The 20,511-nt window shown below is 50.4% G+C and carries 20 protein-coding genes and 1 tRNA gene; 18 read left to right on the top strand and 3 right to left on the bottom strand.

The window, feature by feature from the left end; all coding sequences use genetic code 11:
* The first annotated feature begins 13 nt into the window (after positions 1–13).
* The 7 genes from MR847_RS07955 to MR847_RS07925 all read left to right on the top strand — a co-directional run bounded on the left by MR847_RS07955 (position 14) and on the right by MR847_RS07925 (position 7,370).
* Positions 14–931, top strand: a complete 918-nt coding sequence (locus tag MR847_RS07955) for a PorV/PorQ family protein (protein ID WP_287723461.1) — start codon at positions 14–16, stop codon at positions 929–931.
* Positions 932–1,030: 99 nt separating this feature from the next.
* The gene (locus MR847_RS07950; protein ID WP_106520187.1) at positions 1,031–1,798 is read left to right on the top strand and encodes an acyl-ACP thioesterase domain-containing protein; all 768 of its coding nucleotides are present in this window, start codon (positions 1,031–1,033) and stop codon (positions 1,796–1,798) included.
* Positions 1,799–1,859: 61 nt separating this feature from the next.
* Entirely contained in the window at positions 1,860–2,726 is an 867-nt protein-coding gene (locus MR847_RS07945) for a DUF2334 domain-containing protein (RefSeq protein ID WP_100425390.1), read from the top strand.
* Between the two features lie 24 nt (positions 2,727–2,750).
* Complete coding sequence (locus MR847_RS07940; protein WP_287723460.1) at positions 2,751–4,445, top strand: AMP-binding protein; 1,695 nt, start codon at positions 2,751–2,753, stop codon at positions 4,443–4,445.
* A 5-nt stretch (positions 4,446–4,450) separates the two neighbouring features.
* Positions 4,451–5,701, top strand: coding sequence for a beta-ketoacyl-ACP synthase II (gene fabF / locus MR847_RS07935; protein ID WP_106520185.1), 1,251 nt, complete (start codon positions 4,451–4,453; stop codon positions 5,699–5,701).
* A gap of 22 nt (positions 5,702–5,723) precedes the next feature.
* On the top strand, positions 5,724–6,917 hold the full coding sequence (gene fabV / locus MR847_RS07930; protein WP_287723459.1) for an enoyl-ACP reductase FabV: 1,194 nt from the start codon (positions 5,724–5,726) through the stop codon (positions 6,915–6,917).
* An 87-nt stretch (positions 6,918–7,004) separates the two neighbouring features.
* Positions 7,005–7,370: a hypothetical protein gene (locus tag MR847_RS07925; protein ID WP_100425386.1), complete on the top strand. Its 366-nt coding sequence runs from the start codon at positions 7,005–7,007 to the stop codon at positions 7,368–7,370.
* A 61-nt stretch (positions 7,371–7,431) separates the two neighbouring features.
* Here the strand turns inward: MR847_RS07925 and MR847_RS07920 are convergent.
* Positions 7,432–7,503: transfer RNA gene (locus MR847_RS07920), tRNA-Gly, on the bottom strand.
* 151 nt (positions 7,504–7,654) lie between these two features.
* Here MR847_RS07920 and infC point away from each other — a divergent pair.
* Genes infC through rplT form a run of 3 tightly spaced genes read left to right on the top strand, consistent with a single transcriptional unit; the run spans position 7,655 to position 8,820 of the window.
* Positions 7,655–8,263, top strand: coding sequence for a translation initiation factor IF-3 (infC, locus tag MR847_RS07915; RefSeq protein WP_106520184.1), 609 nt, complete (start codon positions 7,655–7,657; stop codon positions 8,261–8,263).
* On the top strand, positions 8,256–8,453 hold the full coding sequence (gene rpmI, locus MR847_RS07910) for a 50S ribosomal protein L35 (RefSeq protein ID WP_100425384.1): 198 nt from the start codon (positions 8,256–8,258) through the stop codon (positions 8,451–8,453). Before infC ends, rpmI begins: the two co-directional genes overlap by 8 nt.
* Before the next feature lie 13 nt (positions 8,454–8,466).
* Positions 8,467–8,820, top strand: a complete 354-nt coding sequence (gene rplT / locus MR847_RS07905; RefSeq protein WP_100425383.1) for a 50S ribosomal protein L20 — start codon at positions 8,467–8,469, stop codon at positions 8,818–8,820.
* 83 nt (positions 8,821–8,903) lie between these two features.
* Here rplT and MR847_RS07900 read toward each other — a convergent pair whose 3' ends face one another.
* Positions 8,904–10,136, bottom strand: coding sequence for a sensor histidine kinase (locus MR847_RS07900; RefSeq protein WP_100425382.1), 1,233 nt, complete (start codon positions 10,134–10,136; stop codon positions 8,904–8,906).
* Between the two features lie 181 nt (positions 10,137–10,317).
* On the opposite strand from MR847_RS07900, the gene MR847_RS07895 reads away from it, so the two are divergent.
* From MR847_RS07895 to MR847_RS07860, 8 genes are all read left to right on the top strand, one after another.
* Positions 10,318–11,142 carry a sigma-70 family RNA polymerase sigma factor gene (locus tag MR847_RS07895; protein ID WP_100425381.1) on the top strand — a complete coding sequence of 275 codons (825 nt, stop codon included), beginning with the start codon at positions 10,318–10,320 and terminating at the stop codon, positions 11,140–11,142.
* Positions 11,143–11,277: 135 nt separating this feature from the next.
* A complete protein-coding gene (locus MR847_RS07890; RefSeq protein ID WP_100426785.1) occupies positions 11,278–13,080 on the top strand; it encodes a S41 family peptidase in 1,803 nt (600 codons plus the stop codon).
* A 1-nt stretch (position 13,081) separates the two neighbouring features.
* Positions 13,082–13,867 carry an MlaE family ABC transporter permease gene (locus tag MR847_RS07885; protein WP_100425380.1) on the top strand — a complete coding sequence of 262 codons (786 nt, stop codon included), beginning with the start codon at positions 13,082–13,084 and terminating at the stop codon, positions 13,865–13,867.
* Complete coding sequence (locus MR847_RS07880; protein ID WP_100425379.1) at positions 13,864–14,184, top strand: DciA family protein; 321 nt, start codon at positions 13,864–13,866, stop codon at positions 14,182–14,184. The genes MR847_RS07885 and MR847_RS07880 overlap by 4 nt, the downstream gene beginning before the upstream one ends.
* A gap of 24 nt (positions 14,185–14,208) precedes the next feature.
* Complete coding sequence (gene gyrB / locus MR847_RS07875) at positions 14,209–16,119, top strand: DNA topoisomerase (ATP-hydrolyzing) subunit B (protein WP_100425378.1); 1,911 nt, start codon at positions 14,209–14,211, stop codon at positions 16,117–16,119.
* 8 nt (positions 16,120–16,127) lie between these two features.
* Positions 16,128–17,135, top strand: coding sequence for a polyprenyl synthetase family protein (locus MR847_RS07870; RefSeq protein ID WP_100425377.1), 1,008 nt, complete (start codon positions 16,128–16,130; stop codon positions 17,133–17,135).
* Between the two features lie 6 nt (positions 17,136–17,141).
* Positions 17,142–19,280: a UvrD-helicase domain-containing protein gene (locus MR847_RS07865; protein ID WP_277000950.1), complete on the top strand. Its 2,139-nt coding sequence runs from the start codon at positions 17,142–17,144 to the stop codon at positions 19,278–19,280.
* 12 nt (positions 19,281–19,292) lie between these two features.
* Entirely contained in the window at positions 19,293–20,060 is a 768-nt protein-coding gene (locus MR847_RS07860; protein ID WP_287723455.1) for an arginase family protein, read from the top strand.
* Positions 20,061–20,401: 341 nt separating this feature from the next.
* Here the strand turns inward: MR847_RS07860 and MR847_RS11050 are convergent, their stop codons facing one another.
* Positions 20,402–20,497: a glycogen/starch/alpha-glucan phosphorylase gene (locus MR847_RS11050; RefSeq protein WP_353846852.1), complete on the bottom strand. Its 96-nt coding sequence runs from the start codon at positions 20,495–20,497 to the stop codon at positions 20,402–20,404.
* Positions 20,498–20,511 lie beyond the last annotated feature (14 nt).

Below are 20,511 nucleotides of genomic sequence, written 5' to 3'. Positions count from 1 at the left end.
TATGTTTAGACTCATGAACTTCAAACATCTCGCCATTTCGACCGTTCTTTGCGCCTGCTCCCTTTCGTTTGCAGGAGGAAAATATTGGAATGTAGACGAAGGCGGCACGACGATGAAGTTCCTTTCCATGCCCACGTCGCCGCGTTCTGCAGCCCTTGCCGGTGCAGGAGTCGCAACTCCGCAGGGATTTTCGGAAGTTTCACGCAACCCTCTCGCCACGACATCTTCGAATTCGGCTCAAGCCGGTATCGGACACATCGTCTTTTCGAGCAATGTCGATGCGAAGCTCACCTCCGTCTACTTTGGACTTCCTTTTGAATATGCAAATACCAGTGCGGCGGTCGAATACCTGGGCTACGGCGATATCGAAGGCCGTGACGCAGAAGGCTTTAAGCTAGAAGACTACGGTGCGATGGCTTGGGCTGTCCAGCTCGGCATCGGAAGCAAGCCGTCCATCTTTAACTGGGCCATTTCCGCAAGATTCGCTTCGCAGACAATCGACAATTCTACGGCTATCGCAGTCCTTGCCGATGGCGGTGCAAGCTTTAAGCTCAATCGATACATTACCTTTGGCGCGACCGTGACGAACTTCGGTTGGGTTTCGGAATACGAAAGCGAAGAAGAATCCGCTCCGATGGCTTTGCAGGCAGGCATCACCGGTTCCCATCCGATTCTCGAGATTTTTGATATTGCCGTCCATGCCGATGCATACCGCCGTGCTGACTATAATCCGGAATGGCGCTTCGGCGGTGAACTGCTCTATAAAAAGAGTCTCGCATTCCGCGCTGGTTACGCCTACCGCGACAAAACGGATAGCGGAATTTCTGCCGGTTTGGGCATCGTTTTTGGACGATTCCAGTTCGATTACGCCTACGCTTCAAGCCCTGTTCTCGATGGAAATCACCTGTTTCACTTGGGCATCGGTTTCTAAAAATCTCGTTTAAATGACCGAAATTTTACAAATTTCGCCATTCTCAAAAAAAGGACCGTTTTTCTACCCGAAGACAGTCCATTTTTTTATTTTGCGGACATGGGATTGACCGAAAATTTCAACCGGTGGTATGATGAAGACGGTTTCACTTTCCACGCCGAGATGCGCGTTCCTTTTACGCAGTGCGGCCCCGACGGAAAGATGATGCTGTTTGATTTTTTACGGCTGACGACAGACCTTTCGACAGAAGACATCCGCTTGCGCGGTACGCCTATAGAATTTTTGAACCAGCACAACATCGCCCGTGTTGTCGTCCGAAGCGCCTTCCACTTTTATCAAATGCCGAAACTCGACGATCGAATTGAATTCATCACCGCCGAAGACAAGTCGGATTCCTTCCAGTTCAATCGCATCTATAAGGTTCTGGATTCCGAAGGGAATCCGTTGATTTCGGGTGTTTCCAAATGGATGATTACCGCTTTTGATACCCGAAAGATCTTGCCGACCAAGGCTATTGAAAAATTCCGTAAGCTGAACACGGTTCCGCTCGAAAAACCGGAAACCCTCCACTGCGGGAAAATCATCGAGCCGGAAAACATGGAAAAAGTCGGCGAAGAGACCATTCGTCGTTCCCATCTCGATAGCAATAATCATACGGACAACGCTTACTACGCGGCTTTCATCATAAACTCATTACCCGATGAATTCGCCACGAAACCGCTTATTGATTTTCGAATCAATTATTCCAAGGAAGCGCTTTACGGAGAAACCTTGGAACTTTTTATGACGAAATCCGCAGAAAATCGAATTATTGTCGTAGGGAAGAAGCAGGACGAAGTCTCATTCATAAGCGAACTCAGCTTTTAGTCGTGGCAAGCCCGCCCACGGCTTTTTCTATTTTACGCACCACTTTAATAGGAGAAACGCAATGGAACTCAATAAAGACATTGCCGACATTTCTGCCGCAGAAGCAGAAAGCTACAAAGGCAAAAGATTCATTCTGTGCTACCACGACTATAACATCAAGAACTTTGAAAGCGCTCTTGTCCAAATCGAAAAGATCACGAAAGTCGTGGGATCCCCCATTTCTATTGCAGTTGTTCCGTCGATCGGAGCGGTCCCGGAAGAAGAACGCGAACGCTTTTGCGAATCCATCGAAAAGCTCAAGGCCAGCGGTCATGAACTTTTGCTCCACGGTGCACGTCATGCGGCTAACCTCAGCAAGGAACGTTCCGTCTTCGGTAAGAGCGCTCTCATGTTCTCGAACAACGTCGCCGAATTTGCAGGCTTGAACGAAGAAGAATCCCAGGCGCTCCTCGACCGTTCGATCGCCCTCTGGCACGCACTCGGACAGGAAGAACTCCCAATCGGCTATGTTCCGCCCGCCTGGTATGACAACAACTATTTAAAGGATCAAATTCTTGCCAAGTTCAAGACTTACGAAGATCGCACGACGATTTACAAGAAAAGCGAACTGATCGTTTCCGTGAACGAAGATGACGAAACCGACGAAGAAGCAATGGGCGAAGCGGCTACCGAAAACGCCGAAAAGCAGGTCCATCAACAAGAAAATACAGAAAAGTTCCTTTCCTTCGGCATCAGCTTTGCAGGCCTTCCGGATATTTCCCTCGGCGTGGCTCAGACTTCCGCCTGTCTCACAATCCAGGCTCCAATCGGAACTCCGCGTCTGACCATCCACCATGTGGACTTCACTTCCATCGGCGAAAACCGCGTGATGAACCTCATCCGCTACGCGATGTCGAAGCGTGAAAAAATCTTCTACCGGGATCTCTAATCTTCAGTCTGCACAGGTTTAACTATGCATCTTCTCTTAAACTTTATCGACCGTGTAGATTACACTTCTTACGAAGATCTCTACACTCACTTCAAGATCAATGTCCCTGATAACTTCAACTTCGCCTATGACGTCGTCGATGTTTACGCCGAGAAAGACCCGAAGAAAGAAGCTCTCGTCTGGTGCGATGATAACGATGAAAAGCACATTTTCACCTTCAAGGACCTTTCGCTCGCTTCCAAGCGTACAGCAAATTTCTTGAAGATGCACGGAATCCAGAAAGGCGACCGCGTCCAGTTGATGCTCCGCCGCCGCTATGAATTCTGGTTCTTCCTTCTCGCTCTGCACCGCATTGGCGCGATCGCCGTTCCGGCGACGAACATGCTCTCTGCCGCAGACCTCGAATACCGCTTTAACGCCGCCGAAATCAAGATGGTCGTCGCCTACGATGACCCGGCAATGCAGAAAGAAATTGAAACCGCCCGCGCCAAATCTCCATCCGTGGAAACGCTTGTCGCTGTCGGTCAGCCGCGCCAAGGTTGGACATCTTTTTACGACGATTACGAAATTTGCTCGTCCAAGTTCGAACGTCCGACCGGCGAAAACGAAATCAAGAACGATGACATCATGGTCATCTACTTCACCAGTGGAACCTCCAGCAATCCGAAGATGGTCGCCCACACGTTCACCTACCCGCTCGGTCACATCGTGACGGCAAAGTACTGGCAGAATGTGGTCGACGGCGGACGTCACCTGACCGTGGCCGAAACCGGCTGGGCAAAGGCTCTGTGGGGAAAGATCTACGGTCAGTGGCTCGCAGGCAGTGCCGTGTTCACCTATGACATGAACACCTTTATCCCGGGCAAGCTGCTCGAAAAGATGGCGGATTACAAGATTACCACGTTCTGCGCACCGCCGACGGTTTACCGCTACCTGCTCCAGCACGACATTTCCAAGTACGACCTTTCAAGCCTCACCTACTGCGTGACCGCTGGTGAAGCCCTGAACGTGGACATTTACAATCGTTGGTTCGAAAAGACCGGCCACCGTCTACGCGAAGGTTACGGTCAAACGGAAGTCACCCTTTCCGAAGGCAACTACCCATGGATGGATCCGCATCCAGGTTCTATGGGAAAGCCGTCGCCGGGATACCGTATTGAAATCGTCCGTCCGGACGGCACTCCTTGTGACGACGAGGAAGTCGGCGAAATCATCATCAAGATCGACGGCGGAAAACCGTTCGGCATGTTCGGCGGCTATTACAAAGATCCGGAACGCACCGAAAAAGTCTTTGAAGGCGGCGTGTATCACACAGGCGATACCGCTTGGCGTGACAAGGATGGCTACTGCTGGTTCATCGGTCGTACCGATGACCTGATCAAGAGCTCCGGTTATCGCATCAGCCCCTTCGAAGTGGAAGAAGTGCTGCTCAAGCATCCAGCGGTGATGGAAGTCGCCGTGACCGGCGTAGAAGATCCTTCCCGTGGACAGGCGATCAAGGCGACGATCGTTTTGCAAAAGGGCTTCAATGCATCAAAGGAACTCGCCAAGGACATCCAGCTTTTCACCAAGAAGGTGGCCGCCTCTTACAAGAGCCCGCGCATCATCGACTTCGTGACGGAACTTCCTAAAACGATCAGCGGCAAGATCCGCCGCGCCTCGATCCGTGAAAAGGATAAACAAGATCAACAAAAGAGCGACGCAGAAAAGGCTAATTAAGATTTATGAATAAAAGACGAATTGTAATCACCGGTATGGGCGCTGTCACTCCGATTGGAAAGACCGTCCCCTCGATGTGGCAATCCATTCAGCAGGGCAAGAGCGGTGTCGCTCCCATTACGCTTTTTGACGCAAGTTCTTCCCCGGTAAAGATTGCGGCAGAAATCAAGGACTTTAAGCCGGAAGAACACGGCATCGATCCGAAGGAAGCGCGCCGCATGGCTCGCTTCACACAGTACCTTCTTGCCGCCGCAAACGAAGCTGTGGCAGATGCAAAGCTCACCAAAGAAGATCTCGCCGCGGAAAAGACGGGCATAATCGCCGGTAACGGTCTTGCCGGTATGGATATTGTCGACGCTTCTTATTCAAAGTATATCGAATGCGGCAAGCGCAGAGCATCGCCTCTCGCCATGCCGGAACTGATTGCAAACGAAGCCTGTGCAAACGTTTCGATTGCGCTTGGCATTACCGGTTCCGCTTGGACGATTGCCACGGCTTGCGCTTCGGGTACGGACGCCCTGGGCCTCGCTCTGGACACGATCCGTTCTGGACGTTTGGACATTTGCCTTGCCGGCGGCTCGGAAAGCGGTGTTACCGAGTTTTCGATTAAGAGCTTTGCAGGCATGCACGCTCTCACCGACAAGTTCAACGACGCTCCGGAAAAGGCTTCCCGCCCGTTCGACAAGGATCGTTCCGGTTTTGTCATGGGTGAAGGCGGCGGCATTCTCGTTCTCGAAGAACTCGAACACGCCAAGACTCGTGGAGCACACATTTACGCGGAACTCGCCGGATACGGAGCCTCTGCGGATGCTTATCACATCACCAGCCCGCGTCCGGGTGGAGAAACCTGTGCCAAGGCCTTGACCCGCGCGATCCAAGACGCAGGCATCGCTCCGACCGACATTCAATATTACAACGCTCACGGAACTTCAACCCATCTGAACGATTCCACCGAAACCGCAATGCTCAAAATCGCCCTCGGCGAACACGCTTACAAAATCAAGGTTTCGAGCACGAAGAGCATGACCGGTCACTGCGTTGGCGCCGCTGGCGCTATCGAAGCGATCATCTCGACTCTCGCCATCACAAACTCCTACTTCCCGGCAACCATCAACCTGGACAATCCGGACGAAGACTGCGACCTCGACTACGTGCCAAACGTCGGCGTTTCGGGAAATATCGATTGTGCGGCTTCCGCATCCCTCGGATTCGGTGGACACAACGGCATTGTGATTCTCAAAAAGTTTAGGGACTAACTCTAGGAACAAGGAAAACATAATGATTATCAAGCCTCTTATTCGTAGCAACATGTGCATCAACGCACACCCGATCGGATGCGCCAAGGATGTGGAACATCAGATCGCTTACGTGGAAAAGAAGGCAAAAGAACGCGGTCCTCTTCCGAACGCTCCGAAGAATGTCCTCGTCCTCGGCTGCTCTACCGGTTATGGTCTCGCAAGCCGTATTTCTGCAGCATTCGAATGCGATGCCAACACCATCGGTGTTTCCTTCGAAAAAGAAGGCACCGCCGACAAGAGCGGTACTCCGGGCTGGTACAACAACATGGCATTCGACCGTGCCGCCAAGGCGAAGGGCCTCGGTGCAGTCACGTTTAACGGCGACGCGTTCTCGGACGAAATGCGCAAGCAGGTGATCGCAGCCTCTAAACAGTTCGGCAAGTTCGACCTCGTGATTTACAGCGTCGCAAGCGCCGTCCGCGTGGACCCTGTAACAGGCGAAATGTACCGCAGCGTTTTAAAACCGCTTGAAAAGACTTTCTCCGGTGCAACAATGGACGTCGTTTCTGGCAAGTTCTCGATCATTACAGCTGAAGTCGCAAACGAAGAAGAAAAGCGCCAGACCGTGAAGGTGATGGGCGGTGAAGACTGGGCTCGCTGGATCAAGCAGCTCTCCGAAGCAGGCGTTCTCGCTGACGGCGTAAAGACCGTTGCCTACTCCTACATCGGCCCGACCTACACACACGCTATCTACCGCGACGGCACCATCGGAGCCGCCAAGAAAGACATCGAACGCACCGCTCGCGAACTCGACGCGGAGCTCAAGAAGACTTTGAACGGCGAAGCCTACATCTCCGTGAACAAGGGTCTCGTCACCCGTTCCTCCGCCGTCATTCCTCTGATCCCGCTTTACATCTCCATCCTTTTTAAGATCATGAAGAAAAACGGTACGCACGAAGGCTGCATCGAACAGATGGAACGTCTTTTCGCAGAACGTCTCTACACGGGCTCCGCAATTCCCACCGACGACGAGCACCGCATCCGTATCGACGAACTCGAACTCAATCCGAAGGTTCAGGAAGAAGTCGCGAAATACATGCCGATCGTAAGCGAAGACAACATCGCTGAACTCGGCGACATCGAAGGATACCGCCACGACTTCCTCGCCACGAACGGCTTCGACATCGAAGGAGTCGATTACTCTCAGGAAGTGACTCGCATGGATACGATCTAATCCTCAACGAGATTCCTCTCTTTGAAAAACCGTCCTTCTAGGGCGGTTTTTTTATATTGAAGATGGAGCTCAAGATGGAGGTAAAGCATGGTTCTTGACATTGGACGCATTGAAAGCTGGAATGCATCGAAGCATACAGGTACGATCTATTCCGACGCTACCCATAAGTCGTACACCGTCGACAAAAGCGCCTTTGGCCGCATTCCCCGCGAACCGATCGTCGGAGACATCGTCACGATCGACTCTCTCGTACCGCGAAGCGTAAACAAGGTCGAAACAGCCCGCATCCGCGGACTCGTCCCCAAAAAATCAAACTTCGGCACGATTCTCGGCGTGATTCTCTTCTTCGCTGTGCTCTTCTTCATCTGGAAGTCCGGAGTCCTCGAAGCCTTTGACGTAGTCAAGACGGAAACCCCTGTGAAGCTCGAAGCGCCGAGCCTGCTCCACCGCTAATCGTTTGAACGCAAAAAAGCACAAAAAAAGCCCCCAAAACATTCGGAGGCTTGATTTTTAGAGCGGCGGACCGGGATCGAACCGGCAACCATTAGCTTGGAAGGCTAAAGCTCTACCATTGAGCTACCGCCGCAACGCCCTCAATTATACAAAATTTAGGCTTTTTTCCAAAGGGGGATTCTCTGAAAAGTTGAAGATTTCCTTTGGGTTTGCTAAATTTTCGTCGCAAACATCACCACTATCATGAGGTAGCATACTTGTATCCTAATCCGCGCATGAGGCAAATGCCGAACCGTCCTGCAGACGGAACCCGTATCAACGAAGCCATTCACATTTCCCCGGTCCGTGTTATTAAGGAAGACGGAACTCAGGAGGTTCTTGATACGCGCAAAGCTTTGCAGATGGCAAAGAACGCCGGACTGGACCTGGTGGAAGTCTCGCCGAATGCGAAGCCACCGGTATGCCGTATCATCAATTACAGCAAGTACAAGTTTGAACAGGCCAAAAAAGCAAAGGCAGCAAAAGCCAAGCAACACGTGGTCAAGCTCAAAGAAGTCAAAATGCATCCGAAGACCGCTGAAAACGATTATCTCTATCGTGTCAAGCAGATGCGTGACTTTCTCACGAGTGGCATGAAGGTACGTTTGATTATGCAGTTCCGTGGACGCGAAATGGCGCACATGGACTACGGCCGCCGACTCATGGAACGCGCCAAGCAAGACCTGGCGGACGTTGGCGATTTGGAAACGGATTCGAGAATGGAAGGCAACACGTTGCTTTACATTTACGGTCCTAAACGCGGTGCGACCAAAAACGCACCGCAAAAGCCCGCAACCGAGCCGAAGGCAGCAGGTGAGGCTAAACAACAAACCGAAGAGGTAAACAATGCCTAAGATGAAAACCCACGGTGGTGCTAAGAAGCGCTTCCGCGTGACCGGCAGCGGCCACGTGAAGTTCAAGCGCGCTGGTCTTCGCCACATTCTTACCAAGATGACGACAAAGCGTAAGCGCAATCTGCGCAAGGCCGGAACCGTCAAGAAGTCCGATGAATACAGAGTCAAGCGTCTGCTTGTCAAAGCATAAGGAGTAAGTAAGAATGCCACGTTCTAAGACTAGAGTTCCTTCTCGCGCACGCCGCAAGAACATTCTCAAGGCTGCTAAGGGTTACTATGGCCGCCGCAAGTCGAACCTTCGCCTTGCCAAGGACGCCGTCGCCCATGCAGGTCAATACGCATACGCTCATCGTCGCGACAAGAAAGGTGCATTCCGCACTTTGTGGATCACCCGTTTGAACGCCGCTGTGCGTGAATTTGATTTGAGCTACAGCCAGTTCATCCACTTGCTCAGCAAGGCTAACATCAGCATCAACCGCAAGGTTCTCGCTGACCTCGCTGTGAGCGATCCGGAAGCATTTGCTGCGGTCGTCAAGCAGGTGAAGGCTCAGGCTTAAGCCGAAGAGATTGATTCTCAACAAAAATGCTCCGGTTTCAACCGGGGCATTTTTGTTTTAAACACAAACAAAGGAAACGTTCGCTAGCCGTGAACAGCCTTTTCAAATCCATCGACAGAATTAAAAACACGTTCTGCATGATCCATTGTCTGTGCAAACGAAAGAGGAGTGTCCTTAACCGAAATCTGAAGATCCGCGATATAAACCCCATTTTCTTTTTTCGCTAAATACTGGTATCTGTTCGGGTAACAAACTTCCAGACGGCGTTGTAAATTTGCAAGTCCAATGCCGCTCTTCACATGTGTCGAAGAAGCTTTGGGAACAATCGTGTTTTCTACATGGCAATGCAAAACGTCTTCCTTTTCCGAAATGGAAATCGCAATGCGGCTCTTTTGCGAAGGATGCACTCCGTACTTGATTGCATTTTCCACCAAGGGCATCATCAATAGCGGAGACACGTTCTTCTCCGGATGTTCCAACCGCACGTCAAAAGAGAATTCCACATTCGATCCAAAACGGAGCTTTTCCAGTTCGCAATACTTTTGCAAAATATCGACTTCCGTTTCAATCGCCACGCTTCTTTTCTGAGTTTCTTGCAAAACCTGGCGCAAGAGCGACGATAGGCGCACCATCGATTTTTGAGCGAGCTTCGGATCGATATCCACGAGCGCCGTAATATTGTTCAGCGTGTTAAAAAGAAAATGCGGAGAAAGCTGTTGCTTTAAGAAGGTAAGGTCCGCCTGCAACATAAAGTTTTCCTGGAGCTTGCGGATGTAGGACTCCTGCATGCGAATGCCTTCCAAGCGCACCATCACATTGAAAACGCAGTTGATCCCCGTCACCACGATAAAAATACCGAAAATACTCAGAATCGTCAAAAAAGACCGTCCCGTTCCAAGGACTTCATAAACGCAGCCTGCGCCAGTTCCCATGAGATAAATCGCAATATCGCGAATCAAAATCGAAGCGATCGTAAACAGGAAATTGAAGAAGACAAAGAGTTTGATTCGGCGGGCAAAATAAAAACGCGGCACCAAGATTCTTTGGTTCAAAAAGAAACCGCAAAGGAAGTTCACCGTCACGACCATCGGAACGACATACGCCTTCCAGGAATACTCGCCTTTATCGATTGTCGAGGCCGCCGCCACCAAGCCGATCGATAGAAAGAAGATTCCCATCATCACACGGATCCACTTTTCGGAAATTGAGTTTTCCTTTAAGAGGCTCTTCGGAATTCTACCCAAAGGCATACCCAAAGAACTGACGATAGAAGTATCGGTTGCATTCAGCTTTTCTATTGAAATCGAATCTGACATGCCGTCAATATAGGGATTTTCAGCCTAAAATGACAAAAAAATGACAAAAACCCGATAAACATAGACAGAAAACCGATGAAGGTTTTGCCAAAACTAGGGCTCTTTCTGACACTTGCGATTTTTGGAAACGTTAGATTTCAAATGTAACGAATCGAATGTTACAAAACTAAAAGAGGTCCTGATGAATTCCATTTATTTCCAATACTTGAATGACATCGCTAAATATCCGCTTCTCACCCGTGAACAGGAAAAGGTTTTGATTGAACTTTCCGCCAAGGGTAACCGTCGCGCGCAGGATCTTCTCGTCAAGTCCAATTTGAAGTTTGTCGTGAACATCGCAAACCTTTACAAAGGCCAGGGTCTCGATGTGAACGAACTGATCAACGAAGGCAACATGGGCCTGATCGAAGCCGCTCGCCGTTTCGATCCGAATCAAAAGATCAAGTTTATCAGCTACGCCGTGTGGTGGATCCGTCAAAACATCACCCGCGCCATTTCCGAAAAGGCTCGCCTTGTCCGCATTAGCGCAGAAAAGGAACTCGTCCTTCGCCGCTTTAACCGCGTTTCCTCCAAGACCCGTCAGGTCGTAGGCGGAAGCTTGACGATTGATCCGGAGAGTCTCGAAGGCGCTAGCCGTTACAAGGCAAAGGACATCGAAAAGATTTTGATGATGGGCGCCCGTTCCGCATCCCTCGATTCGCCAGTCGGTGACGATGGGGATTCGACCCTTGGCGACTGCATTGCGTCTTCGGCAGATGCGACTGACGCCCTCGCCGCCAAGAACAACGAACAGGCGTCTCTCAATTTGCTTTTGAAGGACAACCTCACCGATCAGGAACACAAGGTGATTGGCCTTTATTACGGTCTGGATGTGGATGCAGACCTGAACTTGAAGGAAATCGGCAAAATGGTCGGACTTTCGAAAGAACGCGTTCGCCAGGTGAAGGAAAAAGCCTTGGCAAAGCTCCGCACGACGAAAATCAATCAGGTGCTGGACGCCGCATAAAAGCTGTCCCGTTCCCCTTACCCAAACGTTTCATCTCTCTCCTTTCTTTGAAGCCCAGCCGATATGGCTGGGTTTTCTCCTTTTTAAAGCTTCGTTCTTTTTTGAAATTGTATTTTTATGAATATGAAATCCAAAATGTCTTTTGCTCGTTGCATTTTCCGCGGGATCACCTTTGCAGGTCTTGCGGCTAGCGTCGCCTTGGCGGCATCCTCTAAATCCGAAAAGAAGGCTCCGGGGGATTTTTACGAAGAACTCTCCCGTTTGAACAAGGTCCTTTCGGAAGTCAATCTGAAGTACGTCGAAGACGTAGATCCGGCGGAAGTTTCCGAAGCTGCGATTCAGGGCATGCGAAACATTTTGGATCCGCATACCGCCGTTTTTGCTCCCAAGGATTACGAAGACCTGAAGGTTTCTACCGAAGGGGAATTCGGTGGCGTCGGCATCACGATTAGCTTGCGTGACGAAATTTTGACGGTGATTTCCCCGCTTGCGGGAACTCCGGCGTTCAGTCTCGGCATTCGTGCCGGTGACCGCATTATGAAAATCGACGGCAAGGATACGCGCGGCCTCACTCTCGATGAAGCTGTGGGTAAGCTCCGTGGTAAAGTCGGCACCGATGTGACGATCAGCATTGCGCGTTCCGGCGTAAGCGAACTCATGGATTTCACGATTACCCGTGCAAAGATCGTCGTCCATGCAGTTCCGTATAGCGGCATGCTCACGAAGGACATCGGATACATCAAGCTAGCCTCGTTCTCGCTCAAGACCCGTGATGAAGTTGTCAAAGCGATTCAAATGCTCCAGAAGCAGGGCATGAAGAAGCTCATTCTCGACTTGCGTTACAATCCGGGTGGACTTTTGAACCAGGCCGTGGAAATCGGCGAACTCTTCTTGACGAAGGGCAACACGATCGTTTCAACGCGCGGACGCACTCAAGCAACCGAAAGCCGCGCCCGCAAGGACGGTATCGTTCCGAAGGATGTGCCGTTGGTCGTTCTCGTGAACCAGGGTTCTGCAAGTGCTGCAGAAATCGTTTCCGGCGCAATTCAGGACTGGGACCGCGGTTTGATTATCGGCAAGACCTCTTTCGGTAAAGGTTCCGTGCAGACGATCTTCCCGCTCGACAATCAGGGTTACGCCTTGAAGCTCACGACCGCCTTCTACTACCTTCCGTTCGGCCGTTGTATCAACAAGCCGGAAAACGGAATCAAAGGTTTGAAGATCCGTGAAGAAGAAGCTCTTGCCGAAGAAGAAGGCGAAGACGCTTCCGCAAACACGACTGTCAAGGCGGAAGCCGATACGGCAAAGGTCGACACGTTCTTCACCAACGCAGGCCGTAAGATGTACGGCGGTGGCGGTATCACGCCAGACGTCGACGTGGAACTCGATCCGATCCCTTGGGTGGTGCAGGTTCAGGAACGCATGGCGATGTACTTCAAGTTCGCAGTCAAGATGCGTCCGAGCCTTGAAAAGAGCGGTGCAAAGATCGACGGCGAATGGGTCGTTCCGGATTCGCTCTTTACACAGTTCAAGGACTTCTGCCTGAAGGATACGAACTTTACCAAGATCAAGAGCAATTCCATTGCAACGCTTGAGATTCTGGAAAAGGATTTGATCCGCGAACAGAACTTTATGGGCGACTCTTCGAAGACGCTCTCCGACACGACTTTGAACAAGCAGGTCTCTGCACTGCGCAAGGCTTTGGACGACAACCGTACAAAGCAGTTTGACGACAACCGTGAATACATCATGAACGGGATTAAGCGTGAACTTTTGACCGCGGTGAAAGGCGACTCCGCAAGCACCGCTTTCACTCTCAAGAGCGATGCTCAGGTAAACGAAGCTATCAAGTATCTTTCGGACATGGATCTTTACAAGAAGACCATCAGCGCCCCGTCCAAGACTCCTGCGAAGTCCGACAAGAAGAAAAAGAAGTAAAATGTTTTCACTGATGGACATTGCCGCAAAGAGCTTGGGACATTACGTCCGCAAGTTCTTTGACTCTGTCCGCGGCTATTTTGCTTTTATGTGGGAACTCGGCAAAAACTGTCCGAGTACCATTCACAACTTCCACACCATCGTGGAACAGATGTACGTGACCGGAGTGACGAGCATTCCCGTCGTCTTTGCGGCAAGCCTTGCGACCGGCGCGATTATGGCGTGGCAGCTCGCTTACCAGTTTGGCGATATGATTCCGCTTGTGTTCGTCGGCATGGCGGTTGGCAAATCGGTGATGGTGGAACTTTGCCCGATTCTCACGGCAATGGTTCTCGCAGGCCGCGTGGGCGCTTCGATGTGTTCGGAGCTTGGCACGATGGCGGTCACAGAACAGCTCGACGCTTACAATGTTCTGGGATTAAATCCGTACCGCTTTTTACTTGCCCCGCGCCTGATTGCAACAATCATCATGCTTCCGGTTCTGACGATCATCAGTATCTTCATCGGTATCGTCGGCGGTTACGCTACGGCCGCGCTTTACAAGGAAGTCACATTCTCGACGTTCTTCTACGGCGTGCGTATGTTCTACGAAGATTGGGACTTTGCCGTGGGCCTAATCAAAGCGGCACTCTACGGCTACTTCATCGCAAGCTACGCCTGTTTCTTTGGATACAACACCCATAGTGGCGCAGAAGGCGTCGGAAAAAGCACCAAGGCGACGGTCGTCGCCGGCATGACGAGCATCCTAATCGGGAGCTTCGCCCTTTCGAAATTGTTGCTTGTATGAGTGCCGAAGAAAACAATCCAAAGCTTCATAAAACTCCCCAGCCGACACACGCGAGCGTGTTGCTTGCGAAGGTTTTAGCGCAGCGTAACATTGGTCAAAAGCAGGACCTTTTCACCCTGTTTTCGAACTTCGAAAAGCTGTTCGGGAAACACCTGACGGAGCACCTGAAAATCACCGATTTGAAAGACGGGATTCTCGTGATAAAAGCCAGTAATTCCGTGTGGAAGAACGAGGCATCGTATCAGAAAAAAGCTATTATTGATAGGTGCAACGGACTCCTCGGTGCACCCCGCGTCAAGGGTATCCGTTTTATTTAATTGTATTGAATATTTGAGGTTTTGATGGCTGAAGAATATAGTGGTTCGAGCATTACCGTTCTCGAAGGACTTGAAGCTGTTCGTGTCCGTCCGGCAATGTACATCGGCTCTACCGACTCTGTGGGCCTCCACCATCTGGTTTGGGAAGTCGTAGACAACTCGGTCGACGAAGCTCTCGCTGGATTCTGCGATCATATCGAAGTTTCGATTTTGCCGGGCAACGGCATCCGCGTAACCGATAACGGTCGTGGCATTCCTATCGATATTCACCCGAAGGAACATGTGGGAACGATCCAGGTCGTGATGACGAAGCTTCACGCCGGCGGTAAGTTCGACAGCAATTCTTACAAGGTCTCCGCTGGTTTGCACGGCGTGGGCGTGAGCTGCGTGAACGCACTTTCCAAGAAGCACATCGTCACGGTCCGCCGCGACGGTCGCATTGTGCAGCAGGAATTTTCGAAGGGCAATCCTCTTGGACCGCAGAAGGATATCGGCACATACTCCGATGGTTCTACCGGTACAACGATTGAATTCTACCCGGACGAAACGATCTTTACGGCAACGGAATACAATTACGACATTCTCGCAGAACGGTTCCGCGAATACGCCTTCCTCATGAGCGGTATCCGCATTACGCTTACCGACGAACGCACTCCGGATGGTAAGAAGGATTCCTTCCACTTCCCGGGCGGCATCTCTGCCTTTGTGAAGTTTGTGGATTCCCACCGCAAGCCTTTGTTCGAAGAACCGATTCACATTTCGACGGAAGCGGGCAATTATCCGCTCGACATCGCGCTTTGGTACAACGATGGTTACCAAGAAAACTTCTTTAGCTTTGTGAACAACGTGAACACGCACGATGGAGGTACGCACGTCACCGGTTTCAAAACCGCCATGACCCGCATCATCGGCAAGTACGCTCAGGAAATTTTGCCGAAGGGTAAAAAGGACACAGCGATTTCTGCGGACGATATCCGCGAAGGCTTGACCGCAGTTATCTCGATCAAGATTCCGCAACCGCAGTTCGAAGGCCAGACAAAGCGTCGTCTCGGCAACTCCGAAGTCGCAGGTCTTGTGAACACCGCCTTCGGTACAAAGCTTGACGAATTCTTTGCCGAAAATCCGAACATCGTGAAGATGATCGTGGACAAGGTTTACAACGCAGCCATCGCTCGTGAAGCGGCTCACAAGGCGCGTAACCTCGCCCGCAGAAAGAACGTCCTTGAAAGCGGCGGACTTCCGGGTAAGCTCGCAGACTGCAGTGAACGCGACCCGGCAAAGTGCGAACTCTTTATTGTGGAAGGTGACTCTGCAGGCGGTTCTGCAAAGCAGGGTCGTCGTCGTGAATTCCAGGCTATCCTTCCTCTCCGCGGTAAAATTTTGAACGTGGAAAAAGCAGGTCTTGACCGTGTGCTGAATGCAGACACCATTCAGGACTTGGTGAACGCACTCGGCTGCGGCATCGGCAGCGAGTTCAAGCTGGAAAAGCTCCGCTATCACAAGGTCATTATCATGACCGATGCGGATGTCGATGGTTCCCATATTCAGACTCTTCTTCTCACGTTCTTCTTCCGCTACATGAAGCCTCTCGTGGACGGCGGATATGTCTTTATCGCACAGCCGCCTCTGTTCCGCTTGGCACAGGGCCGCAAGACGATCAAGTACATCTTCGACGAAGCTGAGCTTTCGAGCATCGACGCCAACGAAAAGAAGAATTACGAAATCCAGCGATACAAAGGTCTTGGTGAAATGAACCCGGAACAGTTGGCCGAAACGACCATGAATCCGGAAACCCGCATCATGAAGAAGTGCCACGTGAACGATGGCGTTCTCGCGGACAGCGTCTTCAGCATGCTGATGGGCGAAGACGTGGAACCGCGTCGCAAGTTCATCGAAGACAACGCTTACAAAGTCATCAACGATTTGGACGTTTAATCGTGAGCATGAATCCCGCCGAACATCCGTCTTTTCAAGCCGTGCTGTCTACAGTGCGGGGACAAGTTCAGAATTATCTCGACAAATCCGACGAAGTCATCGCCGAAGTCGCTCGCACAGCACCTGCGGGCGTTTCGGAACGCATGACAAAGCTGATCGCCCGCAAGGGTAAAAAAATCCGTTCCACGATTCTCGCTCTTATTGCGACTTCAGGCGAAACGCCTGCAGATGAATCTCGCATCGCACATGCCTGCGCAGGCATTGAGCTTTTGCATTTGGCAAGCCTTGTCCACGACGACATCATCGATGAGACGACGATGCGCCGTGGCGAAAGAACAGCCCATGTGGAATGGGGCAACAAGGTTGCCGTTTTGATCGGCGACTACATTCTTTCGCAGGCGATGCGTTGCGTAATCGACGAAGAGTCCCGTGAGATTCCTCTCATCCTTTCTTCGGCAGCGAATAGTTTGATCGTCGGCGAAATCAGCGAGCTCGATCACACGGGTAATATGAATTTGCCGTTAGCGGACTACAATGCGATCATCAAAGGAAAGACCGCAGCCCTCGTGGAAGCGAGTGCAAAGATCGGTGCGACGATTGCAGGCTTTGATGCGGAACGCATAGAAGCCTGTGGAAAGATCGGTACGCATTTCGGCCTTGCCTTCCAAATTATCGATGACCTTTTGGATTACGGCATAGGGGCTACGAATCTCGACAAGGCAAAGTTTACCGATATTTCGAACGGTCTTGTAACCCTGCCGTTGATCTATTACTTTGAAAGCGTTTCCACCGAAGAAAAAGCCTCGCTCCAGGCTCTTTTGAAGCGTGCCGCAGATCCGGGCGTTGCCGAAGAAATCTGCAAGCGCCTAGAAGAGGCCAAAGCTTTTGACAAGGCAAAAGAAACCGCCTTGCAGCACATCGCAGACGCGATGGAAATCGCCGATACCCTGCCGATGACGGAACACACGTCATCTCTCAAGTCGTTCCTCTATGCAATGGCGGAACGCGGTAACTAAACGAATTTGAACGACCTGCTTTCAAAACTCAACCCGGAACAGCTTTCGGCTGTACAGACAACCGAAGGGTATGTGCGGGTCATGGCAGGCGCCGGAACGGGAAAAACAAAAGCTTTAACCGCCAGATACTGCTATCTCGTTTCAGAGCTCGGCATTTCTCCTGCAAATATCCTCACGGTGACTTTTACCAACCGCGCCGCAAACGAAATGAAGGCGCGAGTGCGTTCGATTCTCGGCGATGCGGATTTGGGCTTCATCAGTACCATTCACGCCTTCTGCACGCGTTTTTTGAAGGAAGAAATCCATCATCTCGGCTACCCGAAAAATTTCATTATCCTCGATACCGAAGATGAACGGGAAATGCTCCAGCGCATTTTCGCCGACATGAAGATTACCCTCCGCGACACGACGATGCAGCGGACGATCGATCAGGTTTTAGAGGCGAAGAAATTCACGCCGGGATACATCTCCGGTTTCATTCAGATTTCCGCCGAAGAATTGCAGCAGTGCATTGAAAAGGAAAAAGACAAGAACAACGAAATCTTCTTGCGTTATCTCTACGAGCAAAAAAAGAACTACGGCCTGGACTTTAACGACCTGATCAACTTTACCCTGTACATTCTCGAGAACTTCCCCGACGCCCGTGAAAAATGGGAAAAGCGAATTGAATATGTGATGGTTGATGAATTCCAGGACGTGAGCGAAAAGCAGTACAAGATCGCCCGCATTCTTTCGGGAAAGCACAAGAACCTTTTTATTGTGGGCGATAGCGATCAGACGATTTATTCCTGGCGCGGTTCCCATGTTCGACTGTTTTTAGACTTTGATAAAAAATATCCGAGCGCAAAGACGATTGTGCTCACGGAAAATTACCGCAGTACGCCACAGATTTTGCGGATGTCAAACGAGCTGATTTCGCACAACGTACTGCGCTTTCCCAAGGAACTGAACGCGGTTCGCCCAGACGGAGCAAAGCCTCTTTATTTTCACAGCAAATCACCAAAAGACGAAACGGAATGGATTGCAGATAGCATTCAGACGCTCGTGAAACAGGGCGCGGTCCTAAGCGATATCGCGGTGCTGTACCGTTCGCATTTTCTTTCTCGCGGAGTAGAAGAAATTTTAATTCAGCGAAAGATTCCCTACCGTGTTCTTTCGGGAGTCTCTTTTTACGAACGCCGTGAAATCAAAGATGTCGTCGCTTACCTGCGTATGCTCACGACACAAGACGACATCGCTTTTTTGCGAACGATCAATGTGCCTAGCCGTAAAATCGGTAAAAAGAAAATCCAGTTTCTCAAAGAATACGCAAACGCCAATCGCATTTCGCTTTGGAACGCCTTGCTCGAAAATCAGGACAGCGCCGTTTTCAAAGGCACAAACATTCAGAACTACATCCACGCGATCAACACCACAAAGAAAAGCATCGCCGACAAAAAACTCGACGACATTCTCGACGAAGTGCTAGACCTTTCCGGCTACACGGAATTCATCCGCATGGACGCGGACCAGGATCGTTTGGACAACATCGCGGAATTCAAGCAGAACGCGGAACTTGCGGCAAAAGATCCGGACGAGAATTTAGAAACATTCCTTTCGCGCGTGGCGCTATATGGGAACCTCGACAAGGAAGAACGCAAAAACGCGGTCAAACTTTTGAGCATTCACGCAGCCAAAGGTTTAGAATTTCGATTTGTCTTTGTGACAGGCCTTGAAGAAGGTGTATTCCCGAGTGCACAGATCGAGACGGCGGAAGAGATGGAAGAAGAACGTCGCATTGCCTATGTAGCGTTTACCCGTGCCAAGGAAAGGCTATTCCTTTCGGAAAACGAAGGCGGTGGAAGTGCGAACCTGAGCAAATTCCCGTCGCGATTCATCTTTGATGCGGGCGAACACAACTTGGAATTTGTACGTCCGCTTCCCGATGATTTGAAAAAGAAAGCCTTGCAGCACATTCAGCAGGATACCGAGCGGTTGGAGCTCTTGCAGAACCTGCTCTTTGTCGGCGACCGGGTACGACATGCGGTTTTTGGCGAAGGAACTATCCTAGAAATCGACGCCAAGAATTCGAGTTACGTGATTCAATTTGATAAGCTTGAGACCACCCGAAATTTACAGTTTACTGCCAAGTTTGAGCGGCTTTAAAACGGAGGGACTATGCAAACTTTGATAATGAACTTTACCCGAATTTACGAAGATCAAGAGTTTTGCAAAGGTCCCGATTTTCAATGGATCCACTGCGAAGAAATGCAGGGAACCGACTGCTATCTCGATCCCGATACCGAAAACAAACTGCGCAAGGAAATCTCCGCATTTCCGCTACACGGGCTGCACTTTATCGACTCGGGCAACACGCATTACATGAGCAAGCTCTGGACAGATCGCATCCAGGAACCGTTTACGCTTCTCGTTTTCGATCATCACTCCGATATGAAGGACCCTCTCTTTGACGGCATCCTTTCTTGTGGCAATTGGATCAAAGCCTCTCTCGATAAAAATCCGAATCTGAAAAAATTGATTCTACTTGGAGTTGGTGACAATCACGTTTCAGAAATCGATTCCAAGTACTTACCGCGAATGGACATTTTAAAACAAAGCGAATGCATCCATCCGGATTTCGCCCACCTCTTTACCTTTGACAAGGATTTTTTCAAGTACCCGATTTACATTTCAATCGACAAGGATGTTCTACTCGAAAAGATCGTGCACACGAATTGGGACGGGGGCAGCTTTACCTTGCAAAACCTGTTCAAGATTCTTTCTAAGATTTTTGAAAAGGGAAAGGTTTTAGGCGTCGACATTTGCGGAGAACCTTCCGAACAAGATGAAGAACAGGTTCTTCTGTACGAAGCGGAAAGCGACCGCGTCAATGGCGAATTGGTAAAATTCTTTTCCCGGTATCAACCCGTTCGTTCCATTTGTTGATGCGGACAAGCGGAGTATTTCCAATCAATTCGATAACGCTGTGGAGTCATGAGCCATTTTAAAATCCTGAAAATTTGGGGAATCTAGAAAAAAAAGTATCCAGCCGCATTCTGTAACGGGAGTTGGAAGCGTTTGGCAAAAAACCTTATACACATATTTAGATATTAATTGTGTGATGCAAAAATGGATAAATTATCGTACCCCCACTGTATTTTTTCTTCAGGCCGCTCCGAAAGCCTTTTTCTGTACGATGTCCACGAACAATCCTTTCACTAACAATTCAAAGCCCATAAAAAAGACTCCCCCCAATGGAGGAGTCTTTTTCAAGCTTTCGAAAGCCCTTACTTGAGGGAAATCGGGCAAGCCTTCGCGTGCCAAATTTCCTTCGCGTATTCATCAATGGTACGGTCAGAGCTGAATTTGCCCATGCGAGCCACGTTGAGGATCGCCA

The sequence above is a fragment of the Hallerella sp. genome (genome assembly GCF_022776125.1).
Lineage (GTDB): Bacteria > Fibrobacterota > Fibrobacteria > Fibrobacterales > Fibrobacteraceae > Hallerella > Hallerella succinigenes.
The sequence above is the reverse complement of the archived record's forward strand: the minus strand, read 5'-3'. Positions and strand labels throughout refer to the sequence as shown.

Excerpts from the sequence above, each read along its gene's own strand:
- MR847_RS07895 (WP_100425381.1), top strand. The coding sequence starts at position 10,318 with ATGAATTCCATTTATTTCCAATACTTGAATGACATCGCTAAATATCCG.
- rplT (WP_100425383.1), top strand. The coding sequence starts at position 8,467 with ATGCCACGTTCTAAGACTAGAGTTCCTTCTCGCGCACGCCGCAAGAAC.
- MR847_RS07890 (WP_100426785.1), top strand. The coding sequence starts at position 11,278 with ATGTCTTTTGCTCGTTGCATTTTCCGCGGGATCACCTTTGCAGGTCTT.
- MR847_RS07870 (WP_100425377.1), top strand. The coding sequence starts at position 16,128 with ATGAATCCCGCCGAACATCCGTCTTTTCAAGCCGTGCTGTCTACAGTG.
- MR847_RS07925 (WP_100425386.1), top strand. The coding sequence starts at position 7,005 with ATGGTTCTTGACATTGGACGCATTGAAAGCTGGAATGCATCGAAGCAT.
- MR847_RS07860 (WP_287723455.1), top strand. The coding sequence starts at position 19,293 with ATGCAAACTTTGATAATGAACTTTACCCGAATTTACGAAGATCAAGAG.
- MR847_RS07950 (WP_106520187.1), top strand. The coding sequence starts at position 1,031 with ATGGGATTGACCGAAAATTTCAACCGGTGGTATGATGAAGACGGTTTC.
- infC (WP_106520184.1), top strand. The coding sequence starts at position 7,655 with ATGCCGAACCGTCCTGCAGACGGAACCCGTATCAACGAAGCCATTCAC.
- fabF (WP_106520185.1), top strand. The coding sequence starts at position 4,451 with ATGAATAAAAGACGAATTGTAATCACCGGTATGGGCGCTGTCACTCCG.
- fabV (WP_287723459.1), top strand. The coding sequence starts at position 5,724 with ATGATTATCAAGCCTCTTATTCGTAGCAACATGTGCATCAACGCACAC.
- MR847_RS07945 (WP_100425390.1), top strand. The coding sequence starts at position 1,860 with ATGGAACTCAATAAAGACATTGCCGACATTTCTGCCGCAGAAGCAGAA.
- MR847_RS07955 (WP_287723461.1), top strand. The coding sequence starts at position 14 with ATGAACTTCAAACATCTCGCCATTTCGACCGTTCTTTGCGCCTGCTCC.
- gyrB (WP_100425378.1), top strand. The coding sequence starts at position 14,209 with ATGGCTGAAGAATATAGTGGTTCGAGCATTACCGTTCTCGAAGGACTT.
- MR847_RS07880 (WP_100425379.1), top strand. The coding sequence starts at position 13,864 with ATGAGTGCCGAAGAAAACAATCCAAAGCTTCATAAAACTCCCCAGCCG.
- MR847_RS07900 (WP_100425382.1), bottom strand. The coding sequence starts at position 10,136 with ATGTCAGATTCGATTTCAATAGAAAAGCTGAATGCAACCGATACTTCT.
- MR847_RS07885 (WP_100425380.1), top strand. The coding sequence starts at position 13,082 with ATGTTTTCACTGATGGACATTGCCGCAAAGAGCTTGGGACATTACGTC.
- rpmI (WP_100425384.1), top strand. The coding sequence starts at position 8,256 with ATGCCTAAGATGAAAACCCACGGTGGTGCTAAGAAGCGCTTCCGCGTG.
- MR847_RS07940 (WP_287723460.1), top strand. The coding sequence starts at position 2,751 with ATGCATCTTCTCTTAAACTTTATCGACCGTGTAGATTACACTTCTTAC.